Here is a 13435-nt window from a genome sequence, read left to right as displayed (position 1 = left end):
TTTTACGGTATGTTTATGTCGCACTGCAAAAAAAATGCGACGTAACTATTCAAGCAAAAGTTGGAGTTGGTACTATGGTAAGTATAAGGTATAGGCGTAAGGTAAATGTAAGATAAATTTAACCTCTTTCGATTTCTTCATATGATTATTAGTACTAAAATGAAGGTGATAAGGGGGAATAATTATGCTAAATAAAATTAAAAAGTTTAGTTTAAAAAAGAAAATATTTTTTACACTTGTTATTATCTTAGGGGGATCTTTAATATTTGCTTTCAATTTTCCACTAGGCAAATATGTAGATTCTAAGGTGAATGGAAATAGTGGAATAGCTAGAGTGCCTAATGCTGTGGATTATAAAAGAGGAAAGCTTAAGGAACTTCCTAAATATGATGAAAACTCAAAAAAACAGTGGCAGGTTGATTTAAGAAGCTATGATTTATCAGAACTTAATGTTAAAAATAACTTAAAGGATTTAATGCATGCTGATTTTGATAGTAAAACAAAATGGCCTTCTGATATTCCAAAAGAATTTGATAGACAAACTATTATGGAATATGGAAAAAACCCAGGATTGAATTTAAGAAAACTTCATGAAAGGGGTATTACAGGAAAAGGAGTGAGCATGGCTATTATCGATCAAACTCTTTTAGTAGACCATGAAGAATATAAAGATAGATTAAAATTTTATGAAGAAATCCATAATTGTGAAGAGGATGGTGCTATGCATGGGGCAGCTGTTAGCTCTATTGCAGTGGGAAAAACTGTAGGTGTTGCACCAGAGGCAGATTTATACTACATCGCAGAAACTCACGGAAAATTTACTTTGAGTAGTATGGTAACTGGCTTTCCCTTTGATTTTAAGTATTTAGCAAAATCTATAGATAGGATTATAGAAATAAATAAGACTCTGCCTAAAGAAAAAAAGATAAGGGTTATTTCTATGTCTATAGGATGGACTGAAGGACAGAAAGGATTTAATGAGGTAGATTCAGCAGTAAAAAGGGCTAAAGATGAAGGAATATTAGTAGTTTCTACAAGCTTTGATAAATATTATGGAGTTGGTTTTTGGGGACTTGGAAGAGAAAGTATGAAAAATCCAGAGGATTTTAAAAGTTATGAACCAGGAGTATTTTGGAAAGATGCATTTTTAAAAAATGACGAAGAATTTCATAATGAAAGATTTAATATAGAAAAGAACTTTATGGTACCAATGGACAGCAGGTGCACGGCATCACCTACAGGAAAATCAGATTATGTATTTTATAGAGAAGGTGGACTTAGTTGGTCTGTTCCCTATATAGCAGCTTTATATACTTTATGCTGCCAAGTAAATCCTAATATAACTCCAGATGAGTTTTTAGAAGCAGTATTATATACAGGTGATGTAGTGGAAATAGAGAAAGAAGGGAAAAAATACAATTTAGGTAAAATAGTAAATCCAAAAAAGCTTATAGAAAAAGTATCTTCTTAGGAATTAAAAAATCTTAATTAATTCTCAATTAGAATAGAAACCTTATGTCCTATTCTTTTTATTTAATGTAATAACTAAAAAACGAATAATTTATGTGAACATCCCACTATTCAAATATGAATTTTGGGGTGTTTTTACGTTACATTTCAAATATAGAATGAACTAGTTAGTAAAAAATATTTTTTGAAAATTGAATAATAGAGCATTTACAAAATATGCCATAATTAATCCATAATAGTAATTTATGCGGATTAAATATTAATTAGATTATGTATGAAAGGACAGTTATATGGAAAGCAAAACTATACATCAAGTTAATAAGACATATTATAATGCAAATTCTGATAGCTGGTTTGGTGCTACTGCCTTATCTGAGTATGGCGTTCAATTTGTTACAGAAGATGAATTGAATTTATTTGGTGATGTAGCAGGAAAAACAATGCTTGAAGTTGGTTGTGGAAGTGGGCATTCATTAAGATATTATGAAGATAAATATATAGCAAAATATGGTATAATCTTTAATGAATTGATTTTGTAGTCTGCACATTTAGTTTGGCTAAAAAGGAGAGTAAAATGAAAAGAATAGGTATTTTGGGGGAAGAAATAAATGGTAATTTTACAGAAAGAAATAGAGCTGCGGGAATAGTGTTAAATGATAAAAAAGAAATAATTCTAATGAATTTAACAAATATGTATTTTCATATGTTACCAGGTGGTGGAGTGGATTCAAGTGAGAATATAAAGGAAGCTTTGTATCGAGAGTTAAGAGAGGAAACCGGTGCAAATGTTGAAATTATTAGTGAGTTAGGAATAGTCGTTGAAAACTTAGAACCGAGAAAAATGAAGCAAATTACATATTTTTATCTTGTAAAAGTAGTTGGAAAAATTTTAGAGCCTAATTTTATGCCAGATGAATTAGAAGAAGGGTATCAAGTGGAATGGTATACCTTAGATGAGGCTATAAAAATCCTTGAGGAAGAAAATGAGTATGAAGAATACATAAATCAAAGAGAATTAATAGCAATAAAAGAGGCAAAAAGGTACTTAGATGAAAAGAACTTATAATATAAAAATGGGAGAGTAATTTATGAAAGGTTTATTTTTAGTTGAACCTAATAAAAAATATCAAGAAAGTTTTGAAAATTGAATAATACGGCATTTGAAAGTATGACATAATGTAGATAAAATGGACATGTTTTAATCATAATTGTATAATTATACGCAATAAATATATTAAGGAGTAGATAATTATGAGTGAGATTTTAGATATTTCTTATAATGACATTGATATCATCAAGAACCTTTGGGAAAAGAATAGGTTATATCATCAGAATAGTTCAGAATACTTTAAAGAATCATATCGCTCCATTAACTTTGATGAAAGAATAAAGGCTTTTTCTATGTTTAATAAAGATACAATGAAAATAACTGTGGCTAAAAGCAATGATGAATATATAGGATATTGTATATCAACCATAGTGGATGGAACGGGAGAGCTTCAATCACTGCATGTTGATGAGAGTAATCGAGGTAATGGAATCGGGAGGCAACTTGCATCCAAACATATAGAATGGATGAAGGAAATGAATTGTAAAGTGATTGGGGTAACTGTGTCCCAGGAAAATGAATCAACGATATGTTTTTATAAGAAGCTTGGATTTTATCCTAATACCTTATATATGCAACAAAAATAAAAGCGGATTATTTATGAAAATGCCCTATTATTCTGAAGTTGAATTTTATGGTATTTTTATTATGTATGATTGATTTCAAATTAGAATTTGACAGGGGAAATTTCAAATGAATATTGCCATTTGGATTATAATAGGCGCTGCTCTTTTATGCGCTTTAGTTGCTATCAACAAAAAAGATAAAAAATAAATTTCAGCTTGTTGATGAGCTTATTAGTTTGTACATTATTAAGTTAAAAACATAAATAATATATTAGAATATCGCACTATTCAGAGATGAATTTGCGATATTTTTTACGTCACAATTTGATTAAAATGCGATGTATCTCTTGAAAATGAAGATACAGACAATGTTATTTGAAAATTGAATAATACGGTATTTACAAAATATGTTATAATTAATTCATGATAGTAAGATATGACGGACCAGAAGGGAGGATATTGTTATGGATTATGGTACAATTTTATTTTTTATTATCATAGGAATATATTTTATAATTAAGTTTAGTAAAGATAAAAAGGGTTCTAATTTACTTATAGTTTTGATGGCTATTACAGGAATTTTTTACAGAAAATCTTTTGGCATATATAGCAATGTAGGTAAAACAGCACAAATAATCATTAATATAATATATTGGACTTCTTTATTGATTTTATTGGTAGTTTATTTTATTAATGAAAAGAATAAGAGAAAAAAGCAGACCAATAACCTTTGAAGTTAATATACAAAGGAGATAAAAACATCTGACATATGTAGACATTAGGACATACTATTCATATTTAACAACTAAACTGTAAAATCAAATAAATTATTCATAATACCGTATTATTCAAAAGAATAAGCGGTATTTTTGTTTCATAATTTGATTATTTTGCGTAGTAAATGATAAAGATGTTCTTTGAAAATTAAATAATGCGGTATTTACACTATATGTTATAATTTTAGGTAAAATAAATGTTAATTATATTTTTTATATAAGGAGGAATTAAAATGGAATATTTTCATGTTGATGTTTTTAGCAATGAAATTTTATCTGGCAATGGATTAACTGTTGTTTTTTGTAATGAGGAATTAGAAGATAATCTTATGTTGAAATTAACACAAGAGTTTAAGCAATTTGAAACAATTTTTGTGAGAAGAATAGATGATAGTATATTTAATGCAAGAATTTTTACAGTAGAGGAAGAATTGGATTTTGCGGGGCATCCTATTTTGGGAGCAGCTGCTACTATTCATAGTCATATTTTTAGAAATGAAGAAGATATAGCAATTACATTTCAATTAAATCAAAAAACAATTATAGTTAATTCAAAAAAGATAGAGGAGTATTATGAAGTACAAATGAATCAAGGAAAAGCGGAATTCCTCTGTGAAGTTTCAAAAGAGAAGAGAAATAAATATGTACACGCATTGAACTTGTCAGAAGAGAATTTAAGCGAAGAATTTCCTATGGAAGTTGTATCAACAGGATTACCATACTTATTAGTACCATTAACTTCAGGAATAGAGAATGCAAAAATAATTAGTTCTAAATTTGAAGAAATGTTAAAAGAAGTAGGTGCTAAATTTGCTTATATATTTGATGTGAATTATATAGAAGGACGGACCTGGGATAATCAAGGAAACGTTGAGGATGTTGCAACAGGAAGTGCAGCTGGACCATTAGGTGCATATTTATATAAGCATAATATTTTTAATGTAGGTCATGAGATTATAATAAATCAAGGAAGATTTGTCGGCAGACCTAGTAAAATTAAGGTTTCTATGAGCATTTCTGAAAAAGAAATATTAGTGTCTGGAGAGGTAGCTATTTTGGCAAAGGGAACTATTTTACTATAATAATAAACGTAAAAAATCGCATTATTCAAGAGATTGAATTTGCGATTTTTTATTGCGCAATCCAAATAATATTCGACATACAGTTGTCGTATATTCCTCTTTATAATATAACTAAGATTAATTATAAAGGGGAATTTTTATTTCATATTAAGTAGAGGAAACTAAAGAGATTGCTGCTTATTTTGGTTTGATATACAGGTCATGCCATTTAGAAGATAAATGTGATGACTATAAATCATATAATAATTTATTGTTTAAATAAAAAAATTAATTGATACAATTTATATAAAATAGCAATTTTATGAGTCAATAAAACTCAATAAAGTACAACAAAGTACAATAAAGTATACTAAAATGATTGACAAGTGCAATAAAATCTATTATAATCCACTCATAAAGTAATTATGAGAGGATGTTTTTTGTGGAAAGCAAATTTTATACAATTGATCAGGTTGCAGAGATTTTAGGCATGCATCATAAAACTATAAGAAAATTTATAACAGAAGGTAAGCTTGGAGCTAATAAAGTTGGAAAGCAGTGGAGAATTTCTGGTCATGATTTAAGTATTTTTATGGAGAAAAATAATGTTAATATAAAAAGTAAAAATACAAGTGGAGAAGAAAATGTTAAATTTTCAGTTTCTAGTGAAGAAGTAGGAACTGTAAAACAAAAAATAAATGTATCTACCGTTGTAGATATTAATGAAATAAATAAGGATGAGTACATGAGAATATCTAATATGCTCATAGCTATGATGAATACTAAAGATAGTAAAATGGAGAACTCAACTATTAATATGAATTATTATGAACGTGAAAATAGACTAAGAATAATGCTGTGGGGTGGAGTAAAATTCATGGAGGAAATGATGAGCACAATTTCCATATTAGTAGAGCAAAGAGAGCTATAATTTAAGAGGTGGAGGTAGTCAAAGTGGACTATAGAATAGTGAATAAAAATGATAAAAAATATATTGAATATACTTCAAAAGAAATGAAGATTTCTTCTGAACAAGATGTATTAGATATTATTGGTTCTTGTATGGAGCATAGATGTAACTACTTAATGCTTCATGGCGAAGTATTCTCAGAAGATTTTTTTAACCTTAGAACAGGATTAGCAGGAACCATGCTTCAAAAATTAATCAATTATAATATAAAAGCTGCAGCCATTATAGCAAATGAAGAAAAGATTAAGGGAAAATTTGGAGAAATGGTTTTTGAAGCCAATAAAGGTAATGATTTTAGAGTGTTTAAAAATGTTACTGAAGCAGAAAACTGGCTTTTATCTTAAATTGGAGAAGAGTAAAATGAAAACAACAAATGTATTTAAATCGCAAAAAGGAAAAGAAGATATTTTTAAATATTATGATTTTATGGTTAATCAATGTTCTTTTCTCTATGAAAGGATAAATATTAATACCCGTTATGGAAATACCCATATTATAGCAAGTGGTGATAAAAATAATCCACCGATTATATTATTACATGGCAGTGGAATGAATTCTGTTATGTGGATAAAAGATATGGAGAAGTATTCTAAAAGCTATAGAGTATATGCTGTAGACATACTTGGTGAACCGGGAAGAAGTGCTGAAAATCAATTGCCTTTAAAAGGTGATTTTTATGCACTGTGGCTCAAGGATGTTTTTAACAGCTTATCTATAGAAAAAACAAGTCTTATTGGTATTTCCCTAGGAGCATGGCTATCAGTAAGGTTCGCTGTAAGCTATCCTGAAAATTTAGATAAGCTTGTGTTGATTAGTCCGTCAGGTATTGGACCGCAAAAAACATCTTTTCTTATAAAGGCTTTATTTTATAAGATTTTTGGAGAAAAAGGAATGGATAGATTATGTTATAAAGTTAATGGTAATAATCAAATACCTCAAGTAATGTTAAAATATCAAAAACTTATAGAAAAAAATTTCAATTATAGACGAGAGATAATTCCTATATTTTCTGATGAGGAACTAAAGAAATTAACAATGCCTATTGAACTGTTTGTTGGGGAAAAGGATATAATGTTACATTCTTTAAAAACTGTAAAACGCTTAGAAAATTTACTTCCTCATGCAAATATAAATATTCTTCTAGGAACTGGCCATTCCATTGCAAATCTTGCAGATAAAATAAGCGTTTTTCTACAGTTAAAAGGGGATTAATTAAAGTCGAATATGAAATAATGAAGTAGGGAGCTAATTGGCTCCTTATTTTTATAAAGTTATTTTAAGAAATTGACACCTAGTGAATTTCATCGTCAATTAGTATTCTTAATTATTAATCCTTAACTTTAAGGGATTAGGCTATTTTTATAGAAAATTTATTTCTCAAAGTATATTTTTAATCTTTATATTATATCTATACTATTATAAATAGGTATAATTAGTATATTGGGGGAATGAGAGTGTACACAATTGGACAAGTTGCTAGGTTTTTAGGAGTATCAAGAGATACATTAAAGTTCTATGAGGAAAAGGGATTAGTAAAACCGGTGCAAGATAAAGAAAATGGATACAGAAGATACTCGCTATTTGATATAGATGATGTATTAACAGTAAATTTTTATAGAGAGATAGATGTTGAGATCAAACAGATTCAGAAATTAAAAAATCATGGTAATTTAGAGGAAATAGAGTCTTTATTAGATAAACAAGAAGAGAAAATACAAGAAGAAATAGAGTATAAGAAAATGCTTTTAAATAATATAAAAACTGTGAAGGATAATTATAAAACAATTAAGGAGAATTTATGGAAATATAGCATTAAAGAAATGAAGCCAGTAGAAGTAAAAGGTGAATTTCAACTAGAAAATATGTTGGACCAATATGATCTTTTAAAAGAAGGAGAAGAAAACCTAAAGAAAGCTACAACCCTAAAAACATTGACACGGGTTATCAATTTCGATGATAAAGGAATAATAGGACATAAATATATAGTGGTTAAAAAAATAAATGAAGATGATAAAGAAACAGAGAGAGAAATAATTTCTTATCCAAAGTGTATTTATACTGTTATTGATGATAAGTTAAAAGAAAATGGAGAAGAGCTTGATAAAAAAATGGAAAAAGAATTTAGGAATATAGCAATGAAAATGGGTTATGAACTACTTGGAGTAGTATATATTAACATGTTAATAAGCACATATGAAAATGGAGGTAACTATTTCTATTTAGAAATTTATGCTCCAGTAAAGTAAGATATTATTGACCTGTGGGTTACTCCTACCTTTAGACTGAATATATAAGCAAGATAATTATTTAGGCATATTAAAAAATAATGAACTAGTATAGAAGGTATATTTAAACCATTATTTTTTCATGTGCCTTATTTTAATGGGGTGAAATTATGAAGACAGTAGTTATAAAAGAGTTCGGAGATTATAACATTAAGTCAATATATGAGCTAGATCTTTTAAAAATAGAAATTAAAGACTGCTGTGGTTGTTGGGCATGTTGGTGGAAAACACCAGGCAGATGCATAAGTAAAGATTTAGATACTTTTTACTCAAAATATTTAGAAGCAGATAGAGTGATTATTTTTTCTAAAGTTGTAAAAGGTTTCGTAAGTGGTAATTTAAAAACAGTTTTTGATAGGATGATACCGTTATTTCTTCCTTATGTAGAATACTCAACTGGTGAGTCAAGGCACGTACCTAGATATGAAAAATATCCTGATATAGAATTTTATTATGAAGGTAATTTTGTAAATCCAGAGGGTAGAAAAATTTTAGAAGAATATATTTGTCGTACATTTGACCAGTTTGCTTCAAAAAATATAGTTGTAAAAGGAATAGAAGAGTGGAGGGAAGTTTGATGAATACAATAATCATTAATGGATCACCAAAAGGCGAAAATGGTAATTCGGAAATATTTATAAAACAGTTTATAAAAGAAATGAAATCTCCTTATGAAGTTAAATATATTTGTAGTGAAGATCCGAAATCACTTGCTAAATATGTACAGTCATTTGAAAATATTATTTTAGTACTTCCACTTTATATTCATAGCATACCAGGTATTACAATACGTTTTATTAATTATTTAGAACCTGCCAAGGATTCAGAAAAAAAATCTATTGGTTTTATATTGCAATGTGGATTTATGGAAACAGCTCAGTGCAAATATGCAGAAGCTTATTTTAGGTCTCTATCTATAGAACTTAACAGAACTTATTTAGGAACTGTAACGAAAGGTGAGGCAGCAGGAACTTATGTGAAACCAGATTTTCTTAATAAAAAGCTCTTTAATATGTTATCTGATTTAGGTAGGATATATGAAGAAACTAATAGATTTGATAGTGAAATTGTTGAAAAAATGAAAATACCATATGAACTTACAGGCTTTAAACTTAAGAGTCTGCAATTCATTACTAATATAGGTTTAGGTGATATATGGTGGAATAAAATGTTGAAACAAAACAATGCTTTTGATAAAAGATTTAATCGTCCATTTATTTAAGTTTATTTACAGAGAGGTTCTTGCATTAAGATAAATGATTTTAAAGAAAGGTAATCTATCTCTGTATAACAACATGCATTTTATTTAATTTATATACTTTAAAGAAGTTATATAACTATATTTATAAGAAAATTATTTTTTAGACTAATCATTTTAAAGATATTCGCACTATTTATATGAGAGAGTAACTTAACAGTTATGTTATATGAATCCGTAGGATTTAAGATAGTTGGAAAGTTATACACATGGAATAAAAGAACAGAATAGTTTAAGGATCTATTGAGTTAATATCAAAATATATCTATGAATAAGCTTTTCTAAGGTTAAGGTGGAGAAAGAATTATTTCATCTTAACCTTAGAATCACTTTATAAACTATAGTTCTAAAAATTTAATATGATATCACTTAAGATTCAATATTATACTCATAATAATTCATTATAGATTTTTCTTCAAAACCACAAGCTTTATATAGATTTAATGCATTAGCATTCTTAGTTTCTACATCTAGTTCTATGTCGTATATATTTTTTTCATTTATTAAGTGTAAAGCTTCTTTTAAAGCTGCTTTTCCATAGCCTTTACCTCTAAAATCAGGTAATATTCCAAAGCCAGCTATATAGGATGAGTTATCATTACATTCAATTCTGATTTTACCTATAATATCACCATTAAGCTCAATCATATATGTGGTTATATTATCATCATCTATAAAATTTTCAATGTCATCTCTATCAAGATTAAAAAATATTGAATTTTGCTTTTGAATTTCTTTAGTGTCTAATTTGTTTGATTTTCTTAGAGTAATTGAATTTCCTATTTCTATAGGAGTTTTATCAGAACGTTTCATTCTATACTCTGAAAAATCGTAGTTTCCTCCCATAGATTTTATAAACTCAATTCCAGAGTTAGATTTACCATTTGATAGTAGTAATATTTTATTAAAGTTCCTATTTTGGCACTGATCTATAACAAGTTTAAAAAGCTTCTTAAATAACCCTTTTCTTCTCCAATCTGGATGAGTCATACCAATAATCTCACTTATATTACCTCCAAAGCTTGAAATGTTAATGTATGATACTAAAGTTTCATCTACATAATAAAGAAATTCATTGACGGTTTTTAATCCTATATCAGAACTTCTAGACATATTTAGTCTATAGTCTAATTCTAATTTTAGATTGCATTTATCATTTAAATTACAAATTTCCTCAAGTTGGCTTATTTCTTTATAATCTTTTTCAGATATATATTCTTTTAAAATAATATATTGATTTAATATTTTTTCAGACATTTTAAAATCTCCTTTTCCTATAATAAGATCAATAAGCTCTAAAAATGGGCATAAAAATTCCGCAGTAAGCAACCTCAAAACTGGATGCTATCTGCGGGTGCAAAAAACAGGTATACTGTTATCCTCAATAGTCATTTATGTTTATGAAAGGTTATCAATAGCTGCGGAAATGCAACACTAATAGAGGGTAGAACAACCCTTAAAATTACATTTTCGCTCATATTTAGTTCTAAGCAACAATCACCTTTAAATTAGCTAACATATAACATCTCTCCTTCCATAAGAACATATTGTATTTTACAATAAATATTTTTATATATAAAATTATATGCTTACAAGAAAAATCTGTCAATCAATAATTTTAAAAAGTCTGATAATAAGGGGTTGTTAAAATATAATTAATAATGAATTGTATCATAAATCACTTGGTTTTATAGAAAATTGTTATCTGTAAAACAAAAAGAGTATTTAGAGGTAATAGGTTATAGGATTAATGATGATTTATAACTCAAAAGGACTAGGCTAAGAAGGCCTAATCCTTTATTTATAGAGCATTTTCAATAGTTTGTCTAGATAGAAGACTTTTTATTTAATGGAACAATTAAATCCCATTAGTTGCTTAACATTGTTGCAGTTCTCTTGAGATGTAAGCAGTTCTAAAAGCTTGAAAGCTACATTAAAAGCAGTGGATGGATTATAAGAAGTGATTATGTTTTTATCTATAACAATAGGTTCATCACAAAGTACATTAGCACCAAATTCAGCTAATTGCTTTTGTCTTCTACCATTTGACAAATTATATGTTGTGGCATTTCTACCAGTTAGCACACCGCTTTTTCCAACAGGTAATGAAGCAACACAAATAGAAGCTATAATTTTTCCTGCTTTATCAAATTCTCTTATTATGTTTAAAAAATTCTCATCATAAGCATCTTCGTAAAATCCTGCTTCTTCAAATCCACCTGGTATTGCAAGGGCGTCAAATTCATTAACATTAACTTCACTTATATGCATTTCAGGAATTACTGTGAAATTCCAAGTGCATTTTAACTTTTCTCTCATTCCAGCGGTCACTAGATCTGTAGTACCGTCACCCTCTAACTTATTCCAACCTATAACATCTGTAAAAACACTTGCCTCTACTGCTTCAAACCCATTAGCAAGAAGTAATAATACTTTTTTCATATTCAATCATCTCCTTTTAAATGAAAACTTGAACGATTTAATAATAGAGTTCTATAAATTCATAGATTAAATTTAAAAATGGAACATCTATAGGGATACAATTTGAAAACTTAATATATACTCTGGAAAATAAATTCTCTATAAAAATAGATTAACCCCTTAGAAATTAAGGATTAATAACTAATAATGAAAAATTTAGGATGAAATTCACCTTTAATGAATTTCTTAAAATAAAATTTATTCTCAAAAAGCTTCAAAGGTCTTAACCGTGAAGTTTTAACCATAATTCTTCATCTTTCATTCTTAATTCTTCATTCATAGAAAAGAATTTTTGTTATGGAAATTAAAATCATGCATAAGTTAAATTTTCATTGTGAAACCCTATATATCTGATGTTCTTAAGTATAACGCTATTTACGTTATCAGTAAAATTGAAATAAATGAAGTAAATAATCGAAATATATGATACTATAATTTATATTATATAATTAAATTATAAAGGGATGAGAACGATGGAAATTAGACATTTACAGACATTTATAACTATAGTTGAACTTGGAGGATTTTCAAAAGCAGCAGAACATTTAGGTTATGCTCAGTCTACTATAACATCTCACATTCAAATCTTAGAAAGTGAACTAAAGGAAGTTTTATTTGATCGCTTAGGTAAAAAAATTGTTTTAACCAATGTAGGTAAGGACTTAGTTCCATATGCAAAACAAATGCTTGATGTCTATAAAGAAATTAAGAATATTACATCAGAACAAAAAGGTATATCAGGTGATTTGGTTATTGGAGCAGGAGAATCGCTGTCTATATATCGACTAGGAGAAATCTTAAAGGAATATAAAAGAAACTTTCCAAATGTGAACATTATTTTAAAGAATTCAATTTGTAGTGATTTAAGAAGCAAATTGCATAGTGGAGAGATAGATATTATATTTACCATTGAACCTCAAATTATGGACAGAGATTTAGTAGTTAAAAATTTAAAAGATGAATGTATGGCAATTATTGCTTCACCAGATGCAGATTTAGAGTTTTTATCTACAAACTTGGTAAATGAGGTAGCAAGAGAAAACATTATATTAAGTGAAAATGGGTGTAGTTTTAGAATAGCCTTTGAAAATTACCTAAAGCAGAAAAAAATAAGATATAAAAATCCTTTAGAATTTTCAAGTATAGAAGCTACTAAAAAGTGTGTAATGAATGGTCTTGGCATTTCATTTTTACCTTTATATACAGTAAGAGATGAGATAAAGGAAGGAAGTCTTAAGATGATAGGACTAAAAGAATCATTAGGTAAGTTTTCAACTCAGCTTGCATACCATAAAAATAAAAGTATATCTGAACCAATGAGCAAATTAATAGAAATTGCACTAAAAAATGCATCTAATTGGAAGTAATACTTTAAAATAAAGATTCACAGTATACATGATATTAATCATAAAGCTGTGGATTTTTTTGTATAACTTTAATAATAGAAACTCTTATCGTAA

The 13435-nt window shown here is 27.9% G+C and carries 15 protein-coding genes; 13 read left to right on the top strand and 2 right to left on the bottom strand.

What is annotated here, in order from left to right:
* Window positions 1-184: 184 nt before the first annotated feature.
* The 12 genes from ACWPW7_RS21400 (at window position 185) to ACWPW7_RS21345 (ending at window position 9458) form a co-directional block, all read left to right on the top strand.
* Window positions 185-1471 carry a S8 family serine peptidase gene (locus ACWPW7_RS21400; RefSeq protein ID WP_454055203.1) on the top strand — a complete coding sequence of 429 codons (1287 nt, stop codon included), beginning with the start codon at window positions 185-187 and terminating at the stop codon, window positions 1469-1471.
* 289 nt (window positions 1472-1760) lie between these two features.
* Window positions 1761-2009: a hypothetical protein gene (locus ACWPW7_RS21395; protein ID WP_454055202.1), complete on the top strand. Its 249-nt coding sequence runs from the start codon at window positions 1761-1763 to the stop codon at window positions 2007-2009.
* A gap of 35 nt (window positions 2010-2044) precedes the next feature.
* Window positions 2045-2536 carry an NUDIX hydrolase gene (locus ACWPW7_RS21390; protein ID WP_454055201.1) on the top strand — a complete coding sequence of 164 codons (492 nt, stop codon included), beginning with the start codon at window positions 2045-2047 and terminating at the stop codon, window positions 2534-2536.
* Between the two features lie 185 nt (window positions 2537-2721).
* Window positions 2722-3165, top strand: a complete 444-nt coding sequence (locus tag ACWPW7_RS21385; RefSeq protein WP_454055200.1) for a GNAT family N-acetyltransferase — start codon at window positions 2722-2724, stop codon at window positions 3163-3165.
* Between the two features lie 443 nt (window positions 3166-3608).
* Entirely contained in the window at window positions 3609-3878 is a 270-nt protein-coding gene (locus tag ACWPW7_RS21380) for a hypothetical protein (RefSeq protein ID WP_454055199.1), read from the top strand.
* 275 nt (window positions 3879-4153) lie between these two features.
* Window positions 4154-5002 carry a PhzF family phenazine biosynthesis protein gene (locus ACWPW7_RS21375; protein WP_454055198.1) on the top strand — a complete coding sequence of 283 codons (849 nt, stop codon included), beginning with the start codon at window positions 4154-4156 and terminating at the stop codon, window positions 5000-5002.
* Between the two features lie 421 nt (window positions 5003-5423).
* Window positions 5424-5912: a helix-turn-helix domain-containing protein gene (locus ACWPW7_RS21370; protein WP_454055197.1), complete on the top strand. Its 489-nt coding sequence runs from the start codon at window positions 5424-5426 to the stop codon at window positions 5910-5912.
* Between the two features lie 23 nt (window positions 5913-5935).
* Window positions 5936-6295, top strand: a complete 360-nt coding sequence (locus ACWPW7_RS21365; RefSeq protein WP_454055196.1) for a DUF4180 domain-containing protein — start codon at window positions 5936-5938, stop codon at window positions 6293-6295.
* A 16-nt stretch (window positions 6296-6311) separates the two neighbouring features.
* Window positions 6312-7163 carry an alpha/beta fold hydrolase gene (locus ACWPW7_RS21360; RefSeq protein WP_454055195.1) on the top strand — a complete coding sequence of 284 codons (852 nt, stop codon included), beginning with the start codon at window positions 6312-6314 and terminating at the stop codon, window positions 7161-7163.
* 242 nt (window positions 7164-7405) lie between these two features.
* Entirely contained in the window at window positions 7406-8197 is a 792-nt protein-coding gene (locus ACWPW7_RS21355) for a MerR family transcriptional regulator (RefSeq protein WP_454055194.1), read from the top strand.
* Between the two features lie 149 nt (window positions 8198-8346).
* Window positions 8347-8814, top strand: coding sequence for a flavodoxin family protein (locus ACWPW7_RS21350; RefSeq protein ID WP_454055193.1), 468 nt, complete (start codon window positions 8347-8349; stop codon window positions 8812-8814).
* A complete protein-coding gene (locus tag ACWPW7_RS21345; protein ID WP_454055192.1) occupies window positions 8814-9458 on the top strand; it encodes an NAD(P)H dehydrogenase in 645 nt (214 codons plus the stop codon). Before ACWPW7_RS21350 ends, ACWPW7_RS21345 begins: the two co-directional genes overlap by 1 nt.
* 405 nt (window positions 9459-9863) lie before the next feature.
* On the opposite strand, the gene ACWPW7_RS21340 is transcribed toward ACWPW7_RS21345, so the two are convergent.
* A complete protein-coding gene (locus ACWPW7_RS21340) occupies window positions 9864-10751 on the bottom strand; it encodes a GNAT family N-acetyltransferase (RefSeq protein ID WP_454055191.1) in 888 nt (295 codons plus the stop codon).
* 585 nt (window positions 10752-11336) lie between these two features.
* Window positions 11337-11936, bottom strand: a complete 600-nt coding sequence (locus ACWPW7_RS21335; protein WP_454055190.1) for a DJ-1/PfpI family protein — start codon at window positions 11934-11936, stop codon at window positions 11337-11339.
* A gap of 512 nt (window positions 11937-12448) precedes the next feature.
* Between ACWPW7_RS21335 and ACWPW7_RS21330 the strand changes: the two genes are divergently transcribed.
* Entirely contained in the window at window positions 12449-13342 is an 894-nt protein-coding gene (locus tag ACWPW7_RS21330; protein ID WP_454055189.1) for a LysR family transcriptional regulator, read from the top strand.
* Window positions 13343-13435: the final 93 nt, after the last annotated feature.

Source organism: Clostridium sp. Marseille-Q7071, from assembly GCF_965112025.1.
Note: the sequence above shows the minus strand (reverse complement) of the source record. Positions and strands in the feature narration are given on the sequence as shown.